The 1,933-nt window shown below is 47.4% G+C and carries 3 protein-coding genes and 1 pseudogene; 3 read left to right on the top strand and 1 reads right to left on the bottom strand.

Annotated features, from left to right (window positions below; all coding sequences use genetic code 11):
* The 3 genes from H6G00_RS00175 to ybgC form a co-directional block, all read left to right on the top strand.
* Positions 1-336 (top strand): glycosyltransferase (locus H6G00_RS00175; RefSeq protein WP_277881832.1); only part of this gene is annotated, 336 nt, incomplete at its 5' end.
* 150 nt (positions 337-486) lie between these two features.
* Positions 487-942 (top strand): cupin domain-containing protein, encoded by a 456-nt coding sequence (locus H6G00_RS00170; protein ID WP_190795085.1) that lies wholly within the window; start codon positions 487-489, stop codon positions 940-942.
* A 73-nt stretch (positions 943-1,015) separates the two neighbouring features.
* On the top strand, positions 1,016-1,462 hold the full coding sequence (gene ybgC / locus H6G00_RS00165) for a tol-pal system-associated acyl-CoA thioesterase (RefSeq protein ID WP_199318252.1): 447 nt from the start codon (positions 1,016-1,018) through the stop codon (positions 1,460-1,462).
* A 342-nt stretch (positions 1,463-1,804) separates the two neighbouring features.
* Here the strand turns inward: ybgC and H6G00_RS35060 are convergent.
* Positions 1,805-1,933 (bottom strand): annotated as a pseudogene (locus H6G00_RS35060) (IS256 family transposase); the annotation flags it as partial.

Genomic DNA, 1,933 nt, shown 5'->3' with positions numbered 1-1,933 from the left:
GCTGCTCTCACAATCACTCATGCAGGCTTAAACACAGTTCTAGAGTCACTCACTTATGGAGTGCCAATGGTCGCAATTCCAATTTTAAATGATCAGCCTGGAGTTGCTGCTCGAATTGTTTGGGCGGGGGCGGGAGAGTTACTACCTATTGCCCGCTTAACTGCTGCTAGCTTGCAATCAGTAATTCACAAAGTGTTGACCCAGGATTCCTATAAGGTTCAGGCATTGCGTTTACAATCTGCGATTCAGAACTCTGGTAGAGTACAACAAGCTGCCAACATTATTGAAACAGTGATTGGAACAGGACAGCCAGTTGTCAGAAACACAGGCGAATAGCCACGCTGCACCTGACACGTCCTGATATAGTTGGCTGAGTTGCAAAGTTTGTCTGTGTCCGGTGATTGCGACCGTTAGCCTGCAAGCTACATTGAAACTGGGGTTGATTTCCATCAATTCAATTGCGGTTTATAAGAGAGGGATATTTCTATGGCGTTGCAAGGGGATCCGTGCTCTAATCATTCCTACACCCCTGGCTCATCTGATACTAATTCCACAGAGATTGTAACTCTACGCCCTGATACTGAAACTCTGACCCGCCAACGCTTGCCATATTTTGTGGGTATTTCTAATGCCACAACCGGTGCAAAGGCAATTTCTATGAATTTGGTGATTATTCCTCCAGGCGGGTCTGCCGAGCCCCATTTTCACCGTGATTATGAAACCGCAATTTATCTAATTAAGGGTCGTGTAGAAACCCGCTATGGTCAAAGACTCAAGCAATCAGTTGTTAACGAAGCGGGTGATTTCATTTTTATCCCTCCAGGCGTTCCACACCAACCCTATAATCTCAGTGAAACTGAATCAGCTCATGCACTAGTTGCACGCAACGATGCAAACGAGCAGGAGAATGTTGTTCTCTACAATCCAACTTTGGAGAGTTAAGTAGGCTTCAGAGACAACTGAGCCACTTCAACGTTAGCTCTCGAATGAGAACAAACGATCCACCACCCCAACGATGAACACCATGGAAGACAAGATCTCTCGCCATCGCCTCAAGATTTATTTTGAAGACACGGACGCCGGTGGTGTCGTCTACTACGCGAACTATCTGCGCTACATGGAGCGTGGCCGCAGCGAGTGGCTGAGTGAGCTGGGCTTTGAGCAACGGCGGCTCTCTGAAGAGCAGCAGGTCGGCTTCATCGTCCGGCACGTAGAGATCTCCTACAAGGTGCCAGCGCGCCTAGACGATCAACTCGTTGTCTGCACCAGTCCACTCTCGCTTGGTCGGGCTGGGCTGGTTTTGCTCCAAGAGGTTCAGTTTCACGAATCGGGTAGTACCGCAGTCTCCGCAAAGATCGATATGGTGTGCATCAGCACCCAGACCATGCGTCCCACCAAGATCCCTCCTGAGCTGCTTGAGAAGCTGCGCGCGTGTCTTCCGGAAGCAGAGGTGGTGTCCTGAAGAGGAAGAACTGCGATTACGCGCCACGAATTTGAAGGACACGCCATTTCTTATGAAGACGTACAACAGTATCCGCTGCTAACATCAAGCCCATAGAAAGTATTTGGGAACTGAAGCGAACTTTTTCCGAATAATGTTCGACCTCTTATCCGATGAAGTCACGAACTCGTCAGAAGTTGGAATCGATACAGTTAAGAGTGCTTGTCTATCGGAGCCGGTTGTGTCGCAAAAACTGATTAGGGACAAACGATCGGTATCGTTTTCATTCCCTTAAGCAGCAATTTCAAAGATTGCTTCAATAAACTTGGGGTATGTAAATAGATCTGTGTCAAAGATCTAAATTTAGAGAGGAAAGCGGTCATCATACATAATTGCAAACTGATTTAGAGCAGGTCTCCAGTCTCGAATCGGCATCGTCCATTTTTTGGAAATATTCTGGATGGCTAGGTAAATGACTTTGAAGGCTGATTC

This window comes from Leptolyngbya sp. FACHB-541 (assembly GCF_014695875.1).
Taxonomy (GTDB): Bacteria; Cyanobacteriota; Cyanobacteriia; order Elainellales; family Elainellaceae; genus JAAUTN01.
Note: the sequence above shows the minus strand (reverse complement) of the source record. Positions and strands in the feature narration are given on the sequence as shown.

What these genes read in the sequence shown, in the direction of transcription:
- H6G00_RS00170 (WP_190795085.1), top strand. Translation starts at nt 487, where the DNA reads ATGGCGTTGCAAGGGGATCCGTGCTCTAATCATTCCTACACCCCTGGC.
- ybgC (WP_199318252.1), top strand. Translation starts at nt 1,016, where the DNA reads ATGAACACCATGGAAGACAAGATCTCTCGCCATCGCCTCAAGATTTAT.